This window comes from Pantoea sp. PNA 03-3, assembly GCF_003201175.1.
Taxonomy (GTDB): Bacteria; Pseudomonadota; Gammaproteobacteria; order Enterobacterales; family Enterobacteriaceae; genus Pantoea; species Pantoea stewartii.
The window spans coordinates 17,104-39,680 of sequence record NZ_QICO01000005.1 but is presented as its reverse complement, the minus strand read 5'-3'; the positions used below and the strand labels follow the sequence as shown (position 1 = coordinate 39,680).

General features: G+C 47.9%; 21 protein-coding genes. 18 read left to right on the top strand and 3 right to left on the bottom strand.

The features are described 5' to 3' along the window. The first annotated feature begins 111 nt into the window (after positions 1 to 111). The 17 genes from C7433_RS14970 to C7433_RS14890 all read left to right on the top strand — a co-directional run bounded on the left by C7433_RS14970 (position 112) and on the right by C7433_RS14890 (position 18,195). Positions 112 to 660, top strand: coding sequence for an RNA polymerase sigma factor (locus C7433_RS14970; protein ID WP_052310157.1), 549 nt, complete (start codon positions 112 to 114; stop codon positions 658 to 660). Positions 661 to 803: 143 nt separating this feature from the next. Continuing rightward, entirely contained in the window at positions 804 to 2,261 is a 1,458-nt protein-coding gene (locus C7433_RS14965) for a PAS domain S-box protein (protein ID WP_110268456.1), read from the top strand. Positions 2,262 to 2,290: 29 nt separating this feature from the next. After that, positions 2,291 to 2,932, top strand: coding sequence for a response regulator transcription factor (locus tag C7433_RS14960; protein WP_033742563.1), 642 nt, complete (start codon positions 2,291 to 2,293; stop codon positions 2,930 to 2,932). Positions 2,933 to 3,283: 351 nt separating this feature from the next. Further along, on the top strand, positions 3,284 to 4,255 hold the full coding sequence (locus C7433_RS14955) for a sigma 54-interacting transcriptional regulator (RefSeq protein ID WP_033742565.1): 972 nt from the start codon (positions 3,284 to 3,286) through the stop codon (positions 4,253 to 4,255). Between the two features lie 215 nt (positions 4,256 to 4,470). Continuing rightward, on the top strand, positions 4,471 to 4,704 hold the full coding sequence (locus C7433_RS14950) for a hypothetical protein (protein WP_080752824.1): 234 nt from the start codon (positions 4,471 to 4,473) through the stop codon (positions 4,702 to 4,704). A gap of 62 nt (positions 4,705 to 4,766) precedes the next feature. After that, on the top strand, positions 4,767 to 5,132 hold the full coding sequence (locus tag C7433_RS14945) for an EscI/YscI/HrpB family type III secretion system inner rod protein (RefSeq protein ID WP_033742568.1): 366 nt from the start codon (positions 4,767 to 4,769) through the stop codon (positions 5,130 to 5,132). 5 nt (positions 5,133 to 5,137) lie between these two features. Continuing rightward, a complete protein-coding gene (sctJ, locus tag C7433_RS14940; protein ID WP_033742572.1) occupies positions 5,138 to 5,917 on the top strand; it encodes a type III secretion system inner membrane ring lipoprotein SctJ in 780 nt (259 codons plus the stop codon). Between the two features lies 1 nt (position 5,918). After that, positions 5,919 to 6,500, top strand: a complete 582-nt coding sequence (locus tag C7433_RS14935; RefSeq protein WP_233255790.1) for a type III secretion system protein — start codon at positions 5,919 to 5,921, stop codon at positions 6,498 to 6,500. Further along, the gene (gene sctL, locus C7433_RS14930) at positions 6,494 to 7,093 is read left to right on the top strand and encodes a type III secretion system stator protein SctL (protein ID WP_110268454.1); all 600 of its coding nucleotides are present in this window, start codon (positions 6,494 to 6,496) and stop codon (positions 7,091 to 7,093) included. The genes C7433_RS14935 and sctL overlap by 7 nt, the downstream gene beginning before the upstream one ends. Before the next feature lie 75 nt (positions 7,094 to 7,168). Then, positions 7,169 to 7,393, top strand: coding sequence for a serine kinase (locus C7433_RS14925; protein ID WP_033742579.1), 225 nt, complete (start codon positions 7,169 to 7,171; stop codon positions 7,391 to 7,393). A 25-nt stretch (positions 7,394 to 7,418) separates the two neighbouring features. Further along, entirely contained in the window at positions 7,419 to 7,811 is a 393-nt protein-coding gene (locus C7433_RS14920) for a type III secretion system chaperone (RefSeq protein WP_226374663.1), read from the top strand. Then, positions 7,804 to 9,837, top strand: a complete 2,034-nt coding sequence (sctC, locus tag C7433_RS14915; protein WP_110268453.1) for a type III secretion system outer membrane ring subunit SctC — start codon at positions 7,804 to 7,806, stop codon at positions 9,835 to 9,837. The genes C7433_RS14920 and sctC overlap by 8 nt, the downstream gene beginning before the upstream one ends. A gap of 10 nt (positions 9,838 to 9,847) precedes the next feature. Further along, on the top strand, positions 9,848 to 10,045 hold the full coding sequence (gene hrpT / locus C7433_RS23925) for an HrpT family type III secretion system protein (RefSeq protein WP_071988803.1): 198 nt from the start codon (positions 9,848 to 9,850) through the stop codon (positions 10,043 to 10,045). Then, positions 10,038 to 10,394 carry an HrpV family type III secretion system protein gene (gene hrpV / locus C7433_RS14905; RefSeq protein ID WP_033742582.1) on the top strand — a complete coding sequence of 119 codons (357 nt, stop codon included), beginning with the start codon at positions 10,038 to 10,040 and terminating at the stop codon, positions 10,392 to 10,394. Before hrpT ends, hrpV begins: the two co-directional genes overlap by 8 nt. Before the next feature lie 288 nt (positions 10,395 to 10,682). Further along, on the top strand, positions 10,683 to 11,843 hold the full coding sequence (locus tag C7433_RS14900) for a harpin HrpZ family protein (RefSeq protein WP_110268452.1): 1,161 nt from the start codon (positions 10,683 to 10,685) through the stop codon (positions 11,841 to 11,843). 368 nt (positions 11,844 to 12,211) lie between these two features. Beyond that, positions 12,212 to 17,719 (top strand): AvrE-family type 3 secretion system effector, encoded by a 5,508-nt coding sequence (locus tag C7433_RS14895; protein ID WP_110268451.1) that lies wholly within the window; start codon positions 12,212 to 12,214, stop codon positions 17,717 to 17,719. Positions 17,720 to 17,775: 56 nt separating this feature from the next. Next, on the top strand, positions 17,776 to 18,195 hold the full coding sequence (locus tag C7433_RS14890) for a type III secretion system chaperone (protein WP_044243030.1): 420 nt from the start codon (positions 17,776 to 17,778) through the stop codon (positions 18,193 to 18,195). 404 nt (positions 18,196 to 18,599) lie between these two features. On the opposite strand, the gene xopAH is transcribed toward C7433_RS14890, so the two are convergent. Then, a complete protein-coding gene (gene xopAH, locus C7433_RS14885; protein ID WP_033742588.1) occupies positions 18,600 to 19,586 on the bottom strand; it encodes a XopAH/AvrB family type III secretion system effector in 987 nt (328 codons plus the stop codon). 408 nt (positions 19,587 to 19,994) lie between these two features. Between xopAH and C7433_RS14880 the strand changes: the two genes are divergently transcribed. Next, a complete protein-coding gene (locus tag C7433_RS14880) occupies positions 19,995 to 20,219 on the top strand; it encodes a hypothetical protein (protein WP_110268450.1) in 225 nt (74 codons plus the stop codon). Between the two features lie 378 nt (positions 20,220 to 20,597). Here C7433_RS14880 and C7433_RS14870 read toward each other — a convergent pair whose 3' ends face one another. Beyond that, positions 20,598 to 21,908, bottom strand: a complete 1,311-nt coding sequence (locus tag C7433_RS14870; RefSeq protein ID WP_110268449.1) for a cytosine permease — start codon at positions 21,906 to 21,908, stop codon at positions 20,598 to 20,600. Between the two features lie 11 nt (positions 21,909 to 21,919). Further along, positions 21,920 to 22,558, bottom strand: coding sequence for a LuxR C-terminal-related transcriptional regulator (locus C7433_RS14865; protein WP_226374662.1), 639 nt, complete (start codon positions 22,556 to 22,558; stop codon positions 21,920 to 21,922). Positions 22,559 to 22,577 lie beyond the last annotated feature (19 nt).

Here is a 22,577-nt window from a genome sequence, read left to right as displayed (position 1 = left end):
GAAATTTAAATCTTTAAATTTCAAATGCTTAACAAAATAAAATCGCTGGCACAGACTTTGCTATCGCCATTAAGCCAAACGGCAAAAATGGATTAAGATACGGAGCGTATTATGTCAGAAATGAACCTGCACCCTACTGAGTCATTACACGTTAACCCTCCATCCCCACATAATATTGATTGGGAGAAAATTTTTCGTGAACATGGACGCCGCGTTTATAACTTCATTCGAAAGCGTGTTGCGCATCGAGAAGATGCGGAAGATTTAGTTCAAATGACCTGGCTGGAAGTCATTCGTAACCGTGATAAGTTTGCGGGGGCCTCGCGACCCGAGACGTGGGTATTCGGTATTGCCCTGAACCTTATTCGTAATCATTTCCGTTCGCAGTCTTCCCGTCCCCACTATGATGAATTAGAAGAGGATGTTGTTCTGAATCAGGAGGATGATCCTAGCCACATCATAGAGCATCAACGCATTCTCGGCTCTACGCTCCAGTCTATTGCCCTGCTGCCCAAAGAAACACGTAAGCTGCTCAGTATGTTAGTAGAGGAAGACGGCAGTTATCAGAATATTGCTAAGAGTCTAAACATCCCTGTTGGCACAGTACGTTCGCGTTTGTCACGGACGCGTGTGTCACTAAAGCAGTCAGTCTTTTATTGAAGCTGAACGGGGTAAAACAAACCGGAAACAGTCTGTAATGAGATGTGTGTTTAATCCACTGTTAGGACACTTCTCAATATTACGACTTGAGCTTGTGAATCTGCGCCCAGACCGGTTAACAATGTTTACTTCAAGGAGGCGAGATGCAGTATTTGGACAGACGATTACATAGCAGTGATACGCCAATCAAACTTCTTGAGTTCGCCATGAACATGCTAAGGGACGCCGTATACCTGATTGACAGTGATACCTGTTTTTTTTATGTCAATGACGAAGCGTGCAGAATGCTTGGCTACAGCAATGCAGAATTGCTCAATATGCGCGTTTCAGATATTGATCCCGAATGGGATTTCGATGACGTCATGGATATGTGGAAACGCGTACGAGAGCAAAATGGCGGCAGGCCATTCACCTTTGAGACCTTTCACAAAAGCTCACAGGGCGAGATGATAGCGGTTGAGATTAGTGCGAATCCATTTGTTTACGAAGAGAAAAGCTACAGTATGTGCGTGGTAAAAGATATAAGAGAGCGTAAGCAACTAGAGCAGGTAGCTTATGCTCGGGAACAGGAGTTTCGGGTATTAGTTGAGAACTCACCGGATATGGTGGTTCGATTCTCGCCCGATTTAAAATGCCAATACGCCAATCCTGCTGCATTGCGTCACCTGCGGTTATCTTTTGAAGAGCTTCGCGGACGCACTTTGCGTGAGATTCAGGGGGATTTATCCTGTGTGAGGCACATTGAACGCCTTCTTAAAGAAGTGGTAAACAGGAAAATTGAAGCTGAAGGGGAACTTGTAGAGTCGGACAGTTCACTTACTAGCGGAACCATGATTATTCATACCCGCTGTGTGCCGGAGTTTAATCAAAATGGCAATCTGACCTCAGTTATGTTGGTCGGACGTGATATCACGGCCATTCATTACGCTGAAAAAAAGTTAGAAGATTCACATATGCGCTTGCGTTTGTTAACAAGGCAGCGAGAAATATCACGTGAAGAGGAGCGAAAACGTATAGCGCGTGAAATCCACGATGAGCTGGGGCAGCACCTTACGTCGCTGAGAATGGGTATTTCGATGCTTCGCATCCAGTTCAGCAAAGATAACCCTTTGCTACATGAGCGAATAGTTCATCTGATGGGGCTTACTGATAAAACGATTCAGGTAGTGCGTAATGTCGCTACCCGCCTCAGGCCAAATGTGCTGAACATGGGTCTGACGCCCGCGCTAGAGTGGCTTCGCGATGAGTTCATTAATCGCCATATTGGTTGTCAGTGCCAGCTGATCGCGCCAGAAAATGAGGTAAGACTGAATGATGAGCAAGTTACAGCCGCATTTCGTGTCGCGCAGGAGTCTTTAACCAATATCTCTCGTCACGCCCAGGCGAACGAGGTTCTCATAGAGGTTATCCGGAAGCCTCATCTGGTCGTGTTAACAGTGAGTGATAACGGCCGTGGCTTTGATTGCAATCAGAGCAAAGATAACGCGTTTGGTCTTATGGGGATGAAAGAACGTGGTCGCATGATCGGAGGCAAAGTAGAAGTCAAAAGTCAGCCTGCCAATGGAACCCGTGTGACTTTGACCATTCCTTTAATACCCTGACGAATAATAGTAAAGATTTGGATAACAATATGGATAACACGATTCGAATAATGATTGTGGATGACCACGTCATCATGCGCGAAGGACTAAAGCAAATTTTTTCGTTAGACGAACGTCTGGTGGTAGTGAGCGAAGCAGGAAACGGTACACAGGTCATGGAAGGTTTGCGTAATGAGCAGGTCGATCTTTTACTGTTAGATATGTGTATGCCTGGACTGTGCGGAGAAGAGCTGATCAGCCGCATTCACTCGCTATACCCTCAACTGCCAATCCTTATCCTGACGATGTACAGTGAGCCACAGATCGCACGACGGGTACTTAAATGTGGCGCGCTGGGTTACATCACGAAAGATAACGATCCTGAAACCCTGCTGGCTGCCATTCATCGCGTAGCGCGCGGACAGCGTTTTATTGACCAAATGCTCGCCGAGCAAATTGTCTTTAATGAAAATATGAGTGCGAATGAAGGACTTCATCAACAGCTTACTGCGCGAGAAATGCAAATTATGCTGAAGCTGGCCAGAGGAGAAGGAGTTAACAGTATCGCAGAAGCTCTGGCAATCAGTAACAAAACCGTCAGTACGCATAAAGCCCGCCTGATGGAAAAAATGATGTTTAAGACCAATGCTGACATTGTTAAATACGCGATAAGTCATCATTTAATCTCTTAGGATTGCTCTTAATTTACAAATTAATGCTACCCACCGTTATTACTTAATCATTTCAACAGGTTACAAAAAAAGCTTTTTAAACAGCACGTTATGCCTAAAAAATTTATGTAACCGTTTTCATTTCACGCAGGGTTAGTCAGGAAATCCTTACAATCCTCCATCAATTCCTTACCCGATATCAGCATATGACGATGGTTTATCTGTGCTGACATGGTATTTCTTATGCCCCTGTAAGCACTTCGTAAACATAAGAATAGTGATTGTAATTAAATGTAATTCAGCTATTGGCTTTAAGTATGTTGTTAACTGCGATGATGTCAGATGCAAGGGATAAGTGAGGGGCAACTTTTTATGAATATTGAAAATAATGAGCACTCATTCCGACCACATCCGGAATTGGGAGAGCATATCTCATTCACGAAAGAGCAACCTGTCGATATCCACGATTCATTAGCTTCACTCATTGAAACTGTAGCACCGCTGGAAATAGATCTTGTTCTGGAAGGTGAAACCGGAACGGGAAAAGATACTCTGGCACGTAAGATCCACCGACTTTCAGGATGCTCAGGCAGACTGGTAGCGGTTAACTGTGCAGCCATTCCGGAAACGCTGGCTGAGAGTGAACTTTTTGGCGTCAACAATGGAGCTTACACCGGTGCTGTGCAAGCCAGAGCGGGTTACATCGAAGAAGCAAATAACGGCATTCTGTTTCTCGACGAGATCGATAGCATGCCATTATCCCTGCAGGCCAAATTACTGCGAGTACTCGAAAACCGTGGCATAGAGCGCCTTGGCGGTACCCGGTTTATCCCGGTAAATATGCGCGTCATTGTAGCGACGCAGAAGCCGCTACTGACGCTGGTTGAGCAGGGCACTTTCCGCCGCGATCTTTATTTTCGGCTAAATACTGTCTCGATTCAGCTACAGCCTCTGCGATCACAGGTTGAAATTATTATCCCCCTGTTTCGTCACTTCATTGCTAAGGCGGCCACAACGATGCAATGCACGCCGCCGGAAATCACGCAGGAACTTTGTGAATATTTACTTAGTTACAGCTGGCCGGGAAATATTCGTGAACTTAAAACGGCGGCTAAACGCTTTACGCTGGGATTACCCCCCCTTAACGTTCCCCGGAACGCCGAACGGCAAGGGCCACAGTTGAAGGAGATACTGCGTCGCATTGAAAAAAGCCTGATTCACGACTGCCTGGTCCGCCATGGGCACAGCATTGATGAAGCCGCCATGGAGTTAGGTATGCCGCTACGCACGCTTTATCACCGTATCAAATTACTCAACGTGACAACGCAACGCATCATTGTCTGATAGTCAGCTTCTTGCCGATACGTTTTTCCAGCCCGGCAAGAAGCTTAATATCTGTTCTGCCTTTATACCTGCCTGACGGCGTAGCTGACTACCTGATTAATCCGGGCGTATTAAAAAAATCTCATTAAAGGGAACCGCAATAAAAGACTCACCACTAAAAGCATGAACATTATGTGATGTTCTGAGAATAAACCTAATTAACTGGAGAGAAAATTATGAGCGGTCTTCTTACCGGACTTATGGGACTTGGTGGTCCACTGTCGAGTGCCACCAGTTTTGCTTCAAAAACCCTGGAAGGTGCCATGAGCGATTCTATGACAGAGTCTGCGGTTGCCCAGGCAGCTAAAATGAAAATGGATACTCAGAACTCCATTCTGGATGGAAAAATGGACTCTGCGACCAAAGAAATCAACTCCGGTCATAATGCGGCAAAAGCCATTCAGTTCTGATTATTAAAACGGGCGTCAGCTTTAAAGCTGCGCCCGTTTCTTCCCAGAGATAAGGACGAACAATGAAAATTAATACCGGCACATCCTCTTCATTGGTCATGAATTCTGAAAATAATGACGTCAGTCTGGCGGACACCAGCATTGCAGATGCTTCATGGTTTAGAACAGCGTTGCAGGCGCCTGCGAAGAAAGCTGATGTTCCGGATAATCATTCATGGATAAACAAACTTACTGATCTGACGCAAGCGGCAAGCAAGGAATCTCAGCAGGCCGACAGGGCTCTCGCTAAAGCCTCACGCAGCATTGACTCAAAAAGCGTCATGGATGCTAACCGCACCTTATCATCTTACTATCTTGAAAGCCTCCTCAATGCAAAACTGATTGGTAAGAGTGTCCAGAGTCTAGAAAAACTGACGAATCTCCAATAATTCGCATGGTTAAATTTCCTCTCAAATCATTGATTTTAATGTCAGTGTTGCTGTTGTTCGGTTGCAATGATCAGGTAGAACTCAATCATGGTCTTACGGAAAACGATGCCAATGAAGTCGCAGCGGAACTGGGTCGTTACCACATCAAGGCTGAAAAACACACGAACAAAGATGGCATCACTGTAATGGTGGATACTGCAGACCTGAACCGTGCCGTGCATATTCTGGACGCTGCAGGTTTACCACGACCCACGCGCACCAATCTGGGCGAAGTTTTTCAGAAAAATGGCGTTATCTCTACGCCGCTTGAGGAACGTGCCCGCTACATTTACGCACTGTCGCAGGAAGTAGAATCGACACTGAGTCAAATTGACGGCGTGATTGTGGCCAGGGTGCATGTGGTGCTTCCGGAACGCGTTGCGCCGGGCGAACCGATCTTACCCGCCAGTGCGGCGGTATTTATTAAGTATCGCCCTGAACTCGATCCTGATGTCATTGAACCACGTATACGTCAAATGGTAGCCAGCAGCCTACCCGGGCTGGCTGGGCGGCCCGGAAAAGATCTGGCTATTGTTTTTGTCCCGGCGGGAACGTATCAGGATAAGCCATCGGAAGTCTCTTTCGGCCCTTTTACCGTAACGCCTCAGCGGGCGACACAGTTAACCTGGTTGAGTGGCACTATTGGTACATTGATTCTGTTGGCCGTGGCTGCATCTGTAGGCTTACCCTACTGGCGGCGCTATCACCAACGTAAAAAAACAGAGTCGGACGAAAAGGGTGAGTGATATGTCTTTTTCAGACGATGCGCGTTTGCGGTGGCTACGGTGGTGGTGCATCGACAGCTGGTTAACCGCCGATAAAAGTTGGCGCTATGCGGCATTTTATGACCTGGATGAGGCGCGTCTTAGTGCCCTGGCAAGGACCCACCACAAGCAAATCTGCCAGCAGTTGAAGCTAGGTAATAAAGTCGCACCGGTCGATGCTGAAATTTTGGCATGGCTGGAACTGACGATGTCGCAGCGGCAGCTGGCAATGTTACTTGCTGCAGAAGTATGTTGGCGGGATTGCGCGCTCGCATTGCTCGAACCAACACAACAACGTTGGTGTCGTCGCATTGCTCAGGGACTGCGCCCTGGACTCTGGCTTACTCAAGCCACAGACTTACCCGCCAGTTGCCCAGATCTTACGAGCTTATGGTTATTGCGTCTACGCGCTGGCCCGGAATGCTGGCAGCGCCTGCGCCTGGCCTTTAATGCTGAGCGTGTAAATCAGATGGAAAAACTGCACCACATTGAAACCTTTCCCGAACGCTTACGACCGCTCTGGCAGGCCGTTCTCTGGTATGCAAGGCAGGAATGCCCATGTTGATACGCAGACATATTGATTTGGTGAATGGCAAAGATGATCTCGCACCAGTGATCTCCCGGCATCAGCTCGCCGTGCAGGTGCAGGCCAGGACAATCATTCAGGAGGCCCATCAGCGAGCAGAAAAAATAATATCGGCCGCAGAACAGGAAGCGGAAGCTTCTTCACTGTTGGTTCGGCAGCGTGCAGAGGAAGCGTTCTGGGAGCGGGCAGACACGATGTTCATGCACTGGCAAAAGCAGCAACAGCAGTGGGAGTCAGACGTGCTCTCTGTGATGGACGTCGTACTGGAACAGGCCCTGGAACAGTTGCTGACGGAAGTCCCTGAATCACAGCGCCTCCAGGGACTGCTGCGACAATTGTTGCTTGAAAAAACGCAGACAGATAAGGCTACGCTGTGCTGCCATCCCTCTCAACAGGCGTCCATTGCGACAATGCTGGAAAATTATTCACACCTGAACTGGCAACTGCAGCCAGAAGAGTCCCTTCCGCCAGACAGCCTGAAACTTGTTACACCACAGGGTGAATTATACCTCGACTGGCAGCTGGCTTCGCAGCAATTAAAACCTTGTCCGGTAGAACAACAAGCGCCTTAAAAAGCTATTTTTCAAGGAACCGTTTTGCACTTTCTGCCACTCAATGACAGGAACATCCAAAATGAGAGGGTATGTATGTCATCACTGAGTTCGATTCAGCGGCGTTTAGACAATCAGTTTGAACGTGCGAAAAACCAGCTTGACGAAGCCACCATGAATGCCAGTGAGGGATATAGTCAAGCTGACAGTTTTGCCTTTTTTGAAGCCAGCATGGGCCTTTCCAGTGCCAGTTGGGCAGCCACGCAAGAATTGACCGTCAAACATGGTTTAATCAAAGCCCTCATCAACGAGATCAACTAAATTGCAGCACTGGGTGCGATCTTTTTTGACTAACCCCGCCGAAGACCATCAATGCAAGGTCGATGATGGTCTTCTCTGGTTACAGCAACGGGGAGGGAAGCTTTTTGCGCTTGCTGAGTTAACAAATAAAGTACCGCTGGATGAAATGTTTCTGGCGCAAGCATTGCGCCTCTCAGCCCCTGCACTGCGTCATTACGGACGGGATTCGGCCGCATTAGCCTTGCAAAATAACAGTCTGGTCTTAATTTTGCGTCTCCATGAGGCTCACTCAGAAAAAATAGCTAAACAACTGGAATCTCTGCTTAATCAACGAGATGTCTGGCAGAGTTTGCTACAAAAACTGCAAAAAAAAGCAATAACCCATTGTTCCGTGCCATTACACAGCATGGCTTTTTTATCAAGGGGAGATCATGGTTAACGAACCTCAATCGCGCTGGCGAGTTATATGCGCGGTCTTAGTGCTGTGCACCACGTTTCGGTTATGTGCTCAGACGCCGTCTGACTGGAAAGACCAGTCTTACGCCTATTCCGCCGATCACACTATGTTATCCACTTTACTTCAAGATTTTGCTGACGGGCATGGAGTTGATTTGCAGTTGGGGAATATCGAAGACACGGAAGTCAATGGCAAGATGCGCGCCGACAGCGCAAGCGCTTTCCTGGACCGGTTAGCCCTGGAGCACCGTTTTCAATGGTTCGTTTACAATAATACTCTCTACATTAGCCCACAAGATGAACAAAGCTCTGAGCGGCTCGAAATTTCCCCGGATGCCGCGCCTGATATTAAACAGGCCTTAAGTGGTATTGGCCTGCTCGATCCCCGATTCGGTTGGGGTGAGCTACCTGATGATGGGGTGGTACTGGTGACAGGTCCGCCACAATACCTGTCTTTGGTTAAACGTTTCAGCGAACAGCGACAGAAAAAAGAGGATCGGCGGAAGGTGATGACCTTTCCCCTTAAGTATGCTTCGGTTGCGGACAGGACTATTCATTACCGGGATCAAACGCTGGTCATTCCCGGTGTCGCCACAATGCTTAATGAGTTGATGAACGGTAAGCGTGCCGCGCCGGTAAGCGCCAGCGGGGCTGAGGGGACGATAGGGGGAGCGGATAACGCTGCAATGATGCAAAACACCCAGTCATTACTGGCTCGTCTCTCTAATCACGCGAACAACACTAACCGACCGGGTGACAGAGATAATAACAGCGTTGACGATCTCAGTGGCCGCATTTCTGCAGACGTAAGGAATAATGCATTACTTATCAGGGATGATGATAAGCGTCGTGAAGAATACGCGCAGCTTATTAACAAGATCGATATACCGCAAAATTTGGTAGAAATTGATGCAGTCATCATTGATATCGATCGTACCGCCCTTAATCGACTGGAAGCAAACTGGCAGGCAACGTTAGGTGGCGTAACTGGCGGTACATCACTAATGTCAGGCAGCGGTACGCTTTTCGTCAGTGATTTTAAACGTTTTTTTGCCGATATTAAGGCTCTGGAAGGAGAAGGTACCGCATCGATTGTCGCCAACCCGTCGGTGCTGACACTTGAAAATCAGCCAGCTGTCATTGATTTCAGCCAGACCGCTTACATTACTGCAACAGGTGAACGCGTTGCGGATATTCAGCCAGTCACGGCAGGCACCAGTCTTCAGGTCACGCCGCGTGCAGTAGGCCATCAGGACCATGCCAGTATTCAGTTAGTGATTGATATTGAAGATGGGCACGTTGAAACCAACAACGACGGCCAGGCAACCGGCGTTAAACGCGGTACGGTTAGCACCCAGGCATTAATAAGCGAAAATCGCGCCCTAGTGTTAGGTGGATTCCATGTCGAAGAAAGTGGTGAACGTGACCGCCGGATTCCTTTGCTGGGAGATATTCCGTGGTTAGGGAGGCTTTTCACGTCAACACGGCATGAAATTTCTCAGCGTGAGCGATTGTTTATTCTTACCCCGCGTCTGATCGGTGATCAAACAGATCCCACACGCTATGTCTCCGCAGATAACCGTCAGCAGTTAAGTGACGCCATGGCGCGAGTCGAACGTCGTCACAGTAACGTTAACCTGCAGGATATGGTGGAAAATGCCCTGCGCGATCTGGCTGAACGACAAACTCCCGCAGGTTTTAAAGCAGAAGCATCGGGGGAACGTTTAAACGATATTTGCCAGTCCACCCCGGGCTTACTTTTTGATAACGCGCGCGGGCAGTGGTACAGCAGCGACAGCGGGAGTTTACGACTGAGCGTTGGTGTGGTCCGCAATATCACGCATAACACACTGCGCTTTAACGAAGCCAGTTGCGCAGGCAAACGGACACTGGCGGTGGCTGTCTGGCCGCACAGTTCCCTGGCACCGGGTGAATCGGCAGAAGTTTACATGGCCCTACAACCACATCGTAATATTGCTGTGACACGAGAATCGCTGATAAATCATTAAGGCTAAATATATGCTTAAATCTTCTGCTTACCTTCTTCTGGTGGCCGCATTTTTACTTGCTGGCTGCGCTTCGCGGCAGGATAAAGGGTTGTCCTGTACATCCTCAGACTGTCGTCCACAGTCCAGCCCACATCAGTTGGTTATCTGGTGGCAACCCGATTTACGCAACAACGCTGCGGACTATACTCAGGTCTCGGTAAATGAATGAAACTTGCCCTCAGGTTAACTCACTTTCTGCTGTGCTAGACGTGCTCAAACTTCAACAAAACTGCCGCTGGACAGTGCTTCAGGGGGTAGAACTTGTTGTATTGTGCGGTACTCATGGACGTGAATTGATGCTTAACCTGTATCCCCCTTTTCAGGCTCCCGGAATTTTTCAGCGATTGCTGCGCCGCCGCGCGCAGCACCCGGATTACTATGATGGCTGTTATCTCTGTTTGAACAGTGAGAACATACTTTCTTGCTGGTATCAGTTAAGGGAAGAGGGCGCTGATGACAAGCATCAGATTGCACAACTTTTTCAGCTAGCCGGCATCGAAACTGAAGTCTGGATCTGAGTAAGTTTCATCTTTTATGATCTTCCACCTACCTCTGCTAACCCACTACGCTTTGTATTTACAGCTTTTTTCCACATCGCTGTGCCGCTTTTATTTGCAAATTTCGTTCTTCTGACCCAAACGAAAGTCACGCCCTGTAAACGTCAAATTCCCCCATCACGTGTGATTATTTTCATTTCAGACAGGAACCAGCACCGCGATAGCGGCACTTAATAAAAGCTTTGCCCGGACACTCACATAGCGCTCCGTATGCAAAGTAATCATCACTTATTCAAAGAGGAAGAGGACATGAGTATGAATACGAGTCCGCTGGGCACATCTGCGCTACAAGTTACTTTGGGTGGCAATAATGGTTTGATGGGAACGGATTTACGTACCGACGGATTGGGATTACTTTCCCAGCCAGGGCTGGGCGAGGGGAAAGGTCACAATGAAAGCATCGATCTGCTTGCAGCTGCCCTCACTGGCATGATGATGATGATGAGCATGATGGGCGGCGGCGGCCTTAGCAGCCTTTTTGGTTCAGGCACTGGGATGGGAAGCGGCCTGGGGAACTCACCTTTCGGTGGTTCAGGCTCGGCACCCGGGAACACGCTGAGTGGAACATCGGGTGGTTCACCTGGAGGTACTACGGGGGTTGGTTCGTCGCTGGGACTTGATCCGACCCAGACGGGTGATGATTCTCTGTCAGGCGCTGGCCAAACATCCGGTATGAGTCCGATGGAACAGTTGATGAAAATATTCGCCGATATTACGCAAAGCCTGTTTGGCGATCAGGATGGCGCATCGGGAGGCAACGCAGGGCGTCAACCTTCTCAGGATGAGCAAAATGCATATAAAAAAGGTGTTACGGATGCCCTGACTGCCTTTATGGGAGGAGGCCTGAGCCAGGTTGCTGAAAACGGATCCGAAGGTGGACTGGATGGAGGCATGGGGCTTGGTGGCGGTAATGGACTGGGCGGAAAAGGGTTACAGGATCTGAGTGGTCCTGCTGACTTTCAGCAGTTGGGTAATGCGATCGGTACCGGTGTCGGTATGAAAGCGGGCATTGAGGCCCTGAACAATATTGGTACACACAGCGATAGCAGTACTCGCTCTTTTATTAACAAAGAGGATCGCGCGCTGGCCAGGGAAGTGGGACAGTTTATGGATCAATATCCCGAAACTTTTGGCAAACCCCAGTACCAAAAAAACGCAGATTCGGCAGTAAAGACCGATACGAAATCCTGGGCTGAAGCACTGAGTCAACCAGACGATGACGGTATGACGCCTGCCAGCATGGAGCAATTTAATAAAGCCAAAGGCATCATCAAAAGCGCTATGGCTGGCGATAATGGCAACATCAACCTTCAGGCACGTGGCGCAGGCGGATCATCAATGGGTATTGATGCCACCCTGACGGGAGATGCCATAAACAATATGGCACTGACCAGACTGAGTGCGGCATAAAGCACCATAAGGCAGGCAGGGAGTTTCTGCCTGCCCATTTTACGGACCTGCAATAAATCCTGGCTCCGCGAAAGTCTTTCCGGGTAGATAAATCATGTTACTTCACGATTTGCCCGGTGCCCCTTGCCAGCAATGATTCCCCCCTCGGACCGCTAATCATCATTCTCACGCATTCCTTATTTCATCGTTATAAGAACACGCGCCATAAATATCATTTCACTATAGGGAAAAAATTTTGCGTACACGTTCTGAAATACTGTTCATCCTTCGCTTGAGGCTTTATTCAACAAAGTGGAACTGTCCACGCAAACTCACCACATAAAGATAATTAATGTTTTTTTGCGAAGACCTGATGGCGAGGGCGGATTATGAGACTGAATTTGCACGCAACAGAAAAGAAAACAACCGTTCAGAATGTCGAAAATCCTAATAATTCTACAATCCCGCCACTGCAACAGGGAAGCAGCAGCAGCGCCCCTCAGGCGTCAGGCGGAACGCTAGCCAGCGAGGGTAAAAACATTGCCAGTATGCCCGCTATTCGTCAGCATTTATCCGCTGATGGTGAAAATGGTGCTGCCCGGCAAAAAAATAAAAGCTTCAGTTTAAAAAATTTTCTCGGATTTAAAAAAACAACAAAGGCCCCTGCCCAACCCACAAACCCTGGCTCAAATGTTCCGGAAAGCAGTCGGATTCGGAGACCCACGCTGGGTGACTTTTTGGCACAACCAGAGCAGGACGGTGAGATTCAAGCCCCCCATCCTTCAGCCGCTTCCCCGCGCCTGACCCGTTCTCCCGGTGTAAGACGTCACAGCGTGGAAGACATGCGCGATAAGCCTGTCGCAAAGGCAGACCCACGTGAAACGTCTGCCATCGATATTAAGCATCAACTGAACAATTTCAATCAGATGCGTCAAAACATCTTGAACAAAACGAGACCATTTTCTCAGGGAGCTACCACATCATCAGTCATGGACGCGAGAGCGCCTTTACCTGCCATTCCATCCACAACATCAGAAATAACGGAAGAGGTTGATGCAACTCAGCCCGAACAACAGCTTCCGCAGCGGCATCTTGATGCTCGAGAAAATCCTTCACGAATACTAAAAACAGGCCGGGATGTGACAAGCCTTCACCGCTTCCGGCCTACATTACCCGCTATTGCAGAAAATACCGCGGAAGCTGAGGCAAACCGAAGAATACAGCCGCTTCAGACTCCACCACCTCTGGAAAATACACCGGTCAGCCCGCTTAGCCTGACGCTGGATAAAGGTAAATTACGGCTTGCTGACAGTAATCCCACTGCAATGAATACGCTTTTGGAACAAACCTTAGGCAAGGAGGGGCAACACTATGTTGCACACACAGCCAGCGCAGAGGGCAACCATCATATGCTGCTGGATGAACAAGGGCACTTGTTTGACCTCAAAAGTCATGAGGGTGGTTACAGCGTTTTTCATAACAGCCTGCCCTCAACGGTAAAAATGCAGTTGTCCAAAAACAGTGATGAACCGATTAAACTGGTAAATGATAATGGAAAATTAATCCTGGACAGGGGAGCTGAAGGTCAGAAAGTATTGCATCTCAATCCTCCCGGCGACATCCACCATGCTTACCTCAGCGGTATCTGGCGACATTCTGTAGCAGGGGAGATGAACCAGGAAAACCAATGGGTCCGCATTCATGATGACAAAATCCATTATTTAAATAATGAAGTCGGAGTGTGGCAAACGTCGGATAAAACGCCGTATAGCCAGCTTTCCGTTCAGGGGGATGGCAAACTCTACGCCGTACGGGATAGCCGGGCACTTCACAATCTTTCCGATAATCACGTATCAGAAAGGTTTGTCGACAAGATTAAGTCATTTGCTGTCAGTGAGCACGGGGAAGTCGCTGTTCTGACTGATACAGAAAGCCCCCACCATATTTGTCTGATGCCTTCGGCAAATGCGGTTTCCAGTGAGCGTATAGCGTTCAGTCTTCATCTGGCTGACACCATGCAAATGCTTCAGCGTGGTGAGCCACATCTTGAAACCCAGTCGATCGCGCTAAAGGACGGCAGGCTTTTTGCTGCCGACAGCGAAGGGAAATTATACTGCGGCGAGCTATCACAGATTAAAGATGGCGAGTTGCCCATGAATCCCATGTCGCAAAATGTTCTTAAGCAACATTTTGGCCACGATCACCGTATTGAAGGTTTTTTTACTGATGACAACGGACAGGTCAATGCGCTGGTAAAAGATAACTTCCGACAGATGCATGCTTGCCCACTGGCTGACGACAATCAGTTTCATGCAGGCTGGAATTTGAGTGATGCGCTGATCATAAACAATCAGCTCGGGCTGAATAATATTAATCCTGCACCTCATGAAATCGTTAATCTGGGGCATGAAGGCAGTCTGACGCTGCAGGATGGCAAAGTGCACTATTTTGATCAGCTTACCAGGGGCTGGACAGAAGCAGAGGCGGGCTGTCAGCAGTTAAAAAAAGGACTCGACGGTGGCGCATATATTCTGAAAGAGGGTGAAGTCAAGCGCCTGAATATTAATCAGTCAACCTCATCCATTAGCCAGGGCAGAGATAATTTCTTCGCATTGCCTCATGTTCGCAATAAACCGGAACCGGGAACGGCACTTCATGGGTTGGATAAAACGGATAAAGCGCAGGCTATCGCTGTTGTTGGCGTGAATAATTATCTTGCCTTATCTGAAAAAGGCGATATCCGGTCTTTTCAAATAAAACCAGGCGCTCAGCAATTAGCACGTCCCGCGCGAACCCTGAGTCAGGAAGGGCTGAACGGCACTCTTAAAGATATTCATCTCGATAAAAAGCAGAATTTGTATGCAGTGACCCGCGAAGGAGAGATATTTCGCCAGGCACGTGAACACTGGCAGCAGGGTGAGTCAGGGAGAGGTTGGCAAAAACTGACAATGCCACCAGGTGAGAGCGGAATAGATCGTATCGAAACTGACGCTCATTTTCATCCTGTTGCAGTACTTCTCGACGGCAGCCGTTACCAGTTAAGAGGTGAAACATGGCATTCTCAAAACGCATCTGAACCCACGCAATTAGAAACCGGTCTGCGCGATTCACAGCGTGTATTTGCAAGACTCAATCAGGATATGAAAGGTGGGCTAATTCCGGGGACCGGACTAACAATACAGGCTTCAGCGCAGCTTGCCGGCCAGACAGGGAGGGAAAACCGACAAATAAAGAGTAAATTCGCTGAAAGGGTGCGTGCTTATATATTTAATCCTACCATGGCTACACCGCGTCCTCTGAAAAATATTGCATACAATCTTCAACACAGATGGCAAGGACGGCGAGGCCTGAGTGCCGTCTATGAAATGCAAGGCGCGCTGATTAAGCAACTGGAATCTCAAAATGTACGAAACAAGGGTGCGCAAACGGATTTGCAAAGCAAACTGGACGCACTGGACTTTGGGGAGCAGGGTGCGACGTTACTTAAAAACATAAAGCAATTCCGTGAAGAACTTGAAAACAGCGCAACACAAGCAGCAATATTGCTAGGAAAGCATCAAGGCGTACTGACCAGCAACGGTCAAATCAATGAAAAATTCAAACCTCCGATCAGTAAAGCGGCAATACAAAGCTTTAACGTTAACCGCTCTGGCAGGGATTTAAGTAAAGGTCTGGAACAAGCCGTTCGTGCTGCCTCTCCGTCCCCTCAAAGTAAATTGCAAAAATTGCTAAGCCATTTTGTCACGTCAGGTCTCAATATGAGCCACCAGAAAGGTGATATACCGTTGGGACGCCACCGAGATCCTAATGATGAGAACGCACTGACAAAATCCCGGCTTATTCTGGATGTCGTTACCCTTGGTGAGTTGCACGAGTTTGTAGATAAGGCAGCACTGATATCGGGGCATAATCCCGACCCCAGCCAGATAGCCCAGCTACATCAACAGTTTGAGGCCCTGCGTGAAAACCAGTACGAAGCAAACCCGGTAAAACAGTTTACCGACATGGGCTTTACCCATAATGCCGCACTGGAGGCGAATTACGACGCGGTAAAAGCTTTTATCAACGCGTTTCGAAAAGAGCATCATGGCGTAAACCTGACCACTCGCACCGTACTGGAAACCCAAGGAAACGCCAGCCTGGAAAAGAAATTGAAGGATACGCTTCTGTCCCTGAACGCGGGTGAAAGTATGAGTTTCAGTCGTGCATACAGTGGTGGCCTCAGTACGGCCTTTGTTCCCACTATAAAAAAAATACCGGTACCGATTGTACCCGGCGCGGGCATCACTCTGGATCGGGCTTATAATCTCACGTTTGGTCGTACTGATGGCGGACTCGATGTCAGCTTTGCCCGCGACGGCGGAGTGACAGGAAGCCTCTCTGTTTCTACAGGACATGATTTATTACCTTATATGACCGGCACCCAAACCACCGCCGAAAACGCCAGTGACTGGCTGAGCAAAAAACATAAAATCAGCCCGGATTTTCGTATCGGTGCCACCCTGAGTAGCAACATGCAGCGCACGCTACAAAACAGCCTCAATTTTAAACTCACAGAAGATGAGCTTCCCTCATTTCTGAATGGGATGATTCAGGGCACATTGACCCCAGTAGATCTGATGAAAAAAGGGATTGAGCATCAGATGAAACAGGGGAGCAAACTGGTCTTTAACATAGATGTTTCGGCCGCGTCAGATCTCCGTGCCGGTATCAATATCACCGCCGACGGTAGCAAACCCGATACCGCCACCTTCCGTGCATCTACAGGATTGAGCGCCTCAGCCAATCTTGTTTCAGCCAGAAGCGAGCGCAGTACAACAGTCGGCCAGCTTGGGAATACGGTTTCGGCCAGTGACAACCGGCCTACATTTTTCAATTCTGCTAATATAGGTGCCAACCTTACGTTAAGTGCGGGCGTCGCTCATGATTTTATCCGCGGTGCCAGCGTCAGTCAGGATGGAACAACAAAACCAGAAAAAAAATCTGGAACCTTCCCTGCATTTATGTCAGTTAATGTTTCAGCAGCGCTGGCTTTGGATAATCGCACGACACAAAGCATCAGCGTTGAAATGAAACATGCTGATCCCGTCTCTCAAAACGATATCGACGAGTTAATTTCAACGTTAGGTAAGCATTTTAAAGACAGTATGAGTACTACATTACTTTCATCTCTTAAAAATCAAGAAAATCCCGATCCGGCTGAGCAACTGAAAAGCCTTGATCGACATTTCAGCTATAATAATGTCGTTGGCGATGACCGTTATGAAGCAGTGCGAAGTCTGAAACAATTAGTTCAGCGCCAACGGGCAGCAGAAAGTAATATGATGGAATTAGGTTCAGCCAAACATACCACGCAATACACCAACCTCTCTCGTTTAGATGAAAACGGCATTTTCGATATTTTACATCATCATTTCAATGCAGCATTACCGCCGACCAGCGCAACCCGTATTAGTAATATGATGGCTAACAACCCTTTACTTAAGGCGCTTATCCAAAAGTTGCAAAGTTCACCATTCACCAGCGCAAGCGTTTCGATGGAGCTCAAAGATGGCCTGCGTGACCAAACGGAAAAAGCCATTCTGGACGGTAAGGTGGGACGTGAAGAACTTGCGCTGCTCTTCCAGGATCGTAATAACTTACGCATCCGTTCAATCAGTGTCAGTCAGAGTGTTAGTAAAAGCGAGGGTTTTAATATGCCCGCATTGCTACTCGGGGCTAGCAACAGTGCAGGTCTAAGTATGGGACGTAATATTGGCACCATTAATTTCAAATATGGGCAAGATCAAGACACACCCAGGCGCTTTACCCTGGAAGGCGAAATTGCTAAAGCAAATCCAGACGTAGCCTCTGCTTTGTCTGAGCTTAAAAAAGAAGGGTTTGAAATGAAAAGCTGACATTATGATTAATTCATCAGTCACTACAGGTTATTACAATATTCAGGAGTAAATTAATGACACCTTCTCAAAAAAAAGTTGAAGCATTATTACAGCAATTTGCCACGAGCTGCAATACAACGTTGCACCTTAAAGAAGGTGTATGCGCATTGTATAACACGCAGGGACATGAAGCCGCAGTGCTGGAGGTTCCAGACCAAAGTGACTGCCTGCTTTTTCATTGCCAGTTAATCAACGCTGAACATCAGGCCGGACAGAACTTTTATGCGCTTTTACTGCAGTTGAATTTTGAAATGTCTGCTATGCGAGGCTGTTGGCTGGCGATAGATGAAAATCATATAGTGCGTTTATGTTTTCAGCAAACGATAAGTCAGATTGATGAGACCAGTTTTGGTAACCTTATAACAGGTTTTATTACACAAGCTGAAGAGGTGCGTGAGTTCATCACACACATTACTGAGCACGACGTGGCTTGAATTATAATACGTAACAACATCAAAGCCTCTTAGATACAACTTAGTTAGTCAAAAAAGTGTTATAAAATAAATCGCCCTCATAAATTACAAAATTTAACATTAAGCTAAGTCGCCATGAGGCCGTAACAATGCGCAGTTTGGCGATTTTTTATTAACGTGTAGAGGAGGGCGCTTATCTGCATCACGCGACAATGGTAAATTACTCAAGAAATAAATTTATGAGCAATGTATAGTCAACTTATTTTAGCGAAACTACAGATTATCCAAAAAGAGTCAAGCTGGCCCAGCCGGACCAGCGTAAAGGAAGGAAAAATTATTTTATAAAACGCCGGGTTTATTATGACTTATGACAGATTAGCAGGACTAAATAAATAAGTCATGAGAAGTATTTTCGATAAATATCATTATGGTTTTTCAAAAAAACTTTCATACTTTCTCATGAAATCTTTAAGCTGCATGGTCATTGCTTCCAGGTCCGGCACAATACCATGTTTCATAGGTCCTAAATCCATGCCTCTTGCCTGGGCAATAGAACGAACACATAATTCAGTTTTCGCTGCACTTCCACGCTTGTCTGGCATGGCATGCGCCATCCACCAATGCATTTCTGCCAGCGTGTTTAATGCTTTGGAATCAGGTTCTCTTGCATCGATAGCTTTTCTGTACAGATCTTCAACATGTTGCATGATTAGCGGTACATGTTCAGCACTTGTATGAAACATTTGATTCGGCTCTCCAATATCATCGAACCCTCGCTGGCGTATACTTAAATAAGGTTCTTGCATTCGATCTGCATTCTTATCTGTACTGACTGTAACCTGTGTAAGGGGAATTTTTTCACCATTTATTTTCCCTATAATTTGAAGGGATTTAGTTGGCGGAAGAGAATATTGAGAAGGGCTGGTTTCTAAATCATTTCGGTCAGCTAACTTCCGGGCTACATAAGCGTACTGTTCAGCTAAAGGCGTTCCATAAACTTTATAAGTATTGGGATCACGTTCCTCCCGAAAAACATGTGCGTTTTCGGAAGCCATGTTTGCTCTCCATTCACGGGCCTTACCCCAAAGCTCATGGAAGTTTGTCACTGAGCCCTCAGCAATTTCCGAACCCAATTCTCTGGTTTTATTGTAAAAAGATTGTCCATATGCCATTTGGTGAGGTGAATCATCTCTGTTAAACCTTTGATCCGGCCAACGTGCCACACCGACCAGAGACTGCTGATAAGGTACCAACCTGCTAGGTTGTGGTCCTTTTAGCTCGCCATATCTAGGGGAATGTCCCTGACGCCTGACCGCAGAAGATGATGATGCCCCAAAATTGTCTGGAGAATTTAATGTGTAAGAACGAAAACTATCAGACGTGATGGAGTTTTTGGAAGATACGCAACCCATATCAATGATACCTCTTATTTTCCCTGGGGATGGATGGTAAAAGCCACTTTAACTAACGTTAAACCTTTTGTGAGTGGGAGTTAGGGGTCCACCAGTTCCACTAAATATGTGGGTGCTTTAGTATCAATACAGCTTTCGCTACAGGCGCAGCGACCAGATATACGCTTCTGAAAAACGAGAAGCAGGAGGATTGTGAAGACAGGGCGACTTACAGGACTGGTAATAGGCAGATAATTACATAAAAGCTACATCATTTAACATAACTATGATTATGCGCACTTTACTGTAGTGGCTAAGTTTAGATGTCTGCCTCTGGCTGTATTGAGATGTCCGCATTGACGTCCTTTTACCAAGGCTTCCGGGCTGAGGATAAACCTGATGACGGCTTAGGGTTCGGCGTGCTTTACCATGAATGAAGTTAACCGCATCAAGATCGTGCATGACGTTATTGATGGCCGACTTACCACCTTGCTTGCATCACAACGACTCGGCCTGACGGTTCACCACTGCCGGCGTCTGCCTGTTCGTTATAGCGAGTCCGGGCCGCTGGCAATGGCGAATCGCCGCCGTGGCTTGCGCAATCGCCAGCTTGTGCAAGGCCTTGCTGTACTGGTTCCCGGCATCATTCGATGACAATAGTTGAGCCGTTTTATATTTTGAAGAGCTGGATTTATATGCTGATGAGCCTTACCGACCAGCTGACCTGCTCCCTGAAAATGAATACATGGCCTGTTTCGGCTACAACCACCTCACCGGCATGCAGGTCGGCAATCATGCGCTGGAGTTCAGCGCGGTCGCTGAGGCCTTTTCTTTATAAACGCCGTCAACATAACCATCCCTGCCCCGGGCATCTTCAAAAATGCTGTTCTGCAGCGTCAGCTCTTCCTCGTCAGTACTGACGCGTAATGATCACGGGGTAAAGAAAGCGGCCAGGAAGGCCGCTGAAGCGTGGCTGAATGTACCCGCCTTAAACAGCGCAGATTAGTCTGTGTCAGGGCATGTTTACGGCTGTCAGATTCCGGATATGCTTTCACTGTCCCGTGACGTCATTTGTCCTTTGATAAAATTCAGTACGAGGTACATCAGGCAGCCAGCAATGATTGAGTTCAGCGCCGGTACGCCGTAGGTGACGTAATAACCCGCTACCGCGCCCAACAGGCTGGCGATGATCGCATTCCAGCCGAAGTTTTTCGTCTGCGCTTCGTCGGGTAAGGCGTTCCTGCGCCGGCTTTCGTCCAGTACCTTCCTGTCACTTTTCAGAATGAAATAGTCAACCATCATGACTCCGATGACTGGCGGGAACAGGACACCCAGCAGGTTAAGAAAGTCGACGAAACGGTCAAGAATGCCCATTACCGACATCGTAGTGCCGGCAAGGCCGATGAAAAGCGTGATAACCACGTACGGGATTTTTTTCCCCGTAAAAGCTTCAATCGCGTTGGCCACGCCAAGCGAGGACGAATACAGGTTGATGTCGTTGATCCTCATCGTCGAAAACACCACGACGACCAGCCCAATGCCGCCGGTGACCTGACTCATAATGGTCACCACGTCTGCAGTATTTAATATCACGGAAATGATCACTGCCAGCCCGTTGATAATGTATTCTCCCGCAAAGATGGTCAGAACCGTCATGAGCATGACCTGCCGGCCGTTGCTGTAATAGCGTGTCAGATCTGGCGTTATCAGGCTGGCCACGATACTGCCTCCCACCACAAGCGTAATGGCATCACTGATGGAAAGACCTTTTCCTGCTTCAGACAGCGCCGAAAGCGCCCCCATGTCCTGACCTTTCAGCAGAACGGTAGAGATGTACAGAACGCTGATGGCGAACGCCGGGACCGCTATGCGGGCGGCAAAGCGTAGCGCTCTGAAACCGAAAGCCACGATAAGCGTCAGGGTAAGACCTGAAAGCGCAGCTGCCCAGTGGAATCCGAGTTTCTGGCCAAGGGCATGATCCAGCGAACTGGCAAAGACGGAATTCTGTATGCCAAACCAGCCCAGGAGACTGACGGCGATAAGCAGACTGACCAGCACGGAACCTCCCCGGCCAAAACCGCACCAGCGAGCCAGCAGGCTGCCGGAGATGCCTTCCCGCATACCGGCGTAACCCAGCCCAAACGTTGCGACAAAGAAAATCAGGCTGCCGGCGGTGATGGCGATGAAGGCGTGTGCATAGCTCATTGAGTGACCAAGGGTGGCCCCCAACATGAACTGGTCCAGCGCAGTCAGCATCCCCATGTGAACCAGTGCCACGCCCCAGAACGGCAGGCGGGCTGCGGCCGGAACCCTTTCAACAGAATAATTTTCATGCAAGCTCATAAGTGCTCCGGTCAGATAAATTTTATGCCTTTATTAATGGCAAATTCAGGCAGGTAATTCTGCAGGTTTTTATGTAAGCAGAATTCATAGAGCGCAGAAACTGAATTAACTCCTGTCTTTCTGTATATATTTTGCATTTTGTTATTAATGGTCTTTGTGGATAATCCGAGTTGGTTTGCGACCTCTTTCTGACTCAGGTTTTTCATCAGATAAAAAATCATATCCATTTCCGAACGAGTGAATACAGACTGGTCGGACGCTGTATGCAGGACGCCCGGTTTTTTATCACTGATACATACGTACGGGGAAAGGACCCTTATTTTTCTGGCATTCCACAGTGTCCCCATACAGACACCGTTCGCATCCCTGAAGGGTATTTTCTCACTGATATAAGGGTAGAGTTCTTTTCGGCCAAACCAGAAGTCGGTCTCTATCACGCTGACGCCTTTTCCTTCTGATTCCGCCTTTCTGTCATGTTCAATAAACCCTTCCGCCTGCTCCGCCCACGTTGTGGGAAATTCGCAGTCAAGTTTACCCTCAAGATCGAAAGCCGCCGGTGTGCAGGTGTACATGCGGGCGGCTTTGTTCATAAAAAGATGTCTGGACTGGCAGTCTTTAATTCCCCACGGTTCATCCAGTTTTTCGATCATTTTGATCATGATGGACAGT